This window comes from Rhodococcus sp. R1101, assembly GCF_000278445.1.
GTDB lineage: Bacteria > Actinomycetota > Actinomycetes > Mycobacteriales > Mycobacteriaceae > Rhodococcus > Rhodococcus gordoniae.
Map to the genome: position 1 here is coordinate 1 of NZ_AJVB01000865.1, position 768 is coordinate 768.

General features: G+C 70.1%; 1 protein-coding gene. It reads right to left on the reverse strand.

Features of this window, described 5'->3' with window-relative positions; translation table 11 throughout:
• Nucleotides 1–768: NtaA/DmoA family FMN-dependent monooxygenase (locus R1101_RS0124840; RefSeq protein ID WP_016935810.1), on the reverse strand; the 768-nt coding region annotated here is incomplete at both ends.

The following is a 768-nucleotide window of genomic DNA, read 5'->3' on the forward strand; positions in this document are numbered from 1 at the left end:
TGTCGGCGACGGATTCGGGGGTGCCGATCATCGTCGCGTGGCCACCACCCGCCGCGAGGTAACCGAGCAGCTCGCGCAAGGTGGGACGCCGGGTCTCGATGATGCGCTGCACCGTCGCATAGCGGCCCTGCGGACCGGTGAACTCCTCGATGGGCGGCAGGTCGCCGACGGGAGCGTCGAGATCGTGGCGCGTGTAGTCCTGACCGGTGAAGACTCCGAGTTGGGCGAGGGCGGCGTCGATGTCGAGCAGAGCGTCGAGTTCCGCCTTCTTCGCCCACGCTTCGTCTTCGGTGCGGCCGACGTAGGTCACGAGCCCCGGCAGGATGGCGACCGAACCGGCGTCCCTGCCCACGGAGGCGATGCGTGCACGCACGTCGGTGGCGTACTCGAGCGCCGCGGTCATGTCCCACGCGACCGAGTAGACGGCCTCGGCGTGGCGGGCCGCGAGGTTGCGGCCGGTCTCCGATGCTCCGGCCTGGAACAGCACGGGACGGCCCTGCGGGCACCGCGGCACGGTCAGGGGACCGTCGACGCGGAAGTGCTTGCCCCGGTGATGGATCGGACGGATCGCGGAGGAGTCCAGGAACCTGCCGCCGGCCCGGTCGACGAGGACGCCGCCGTCGTCCCACGAATCCCACAGTGCGCACAGCACCTCGATGAACTCCTCCGCCCGGGCATATCGCTCCGTGTGCGGCGGGAGCGCGTCGAATCCGTGGTTGCGCGCTTCGTCGTCGAACATCGAGGTGACGATGTTGGCTCCTACGCGGC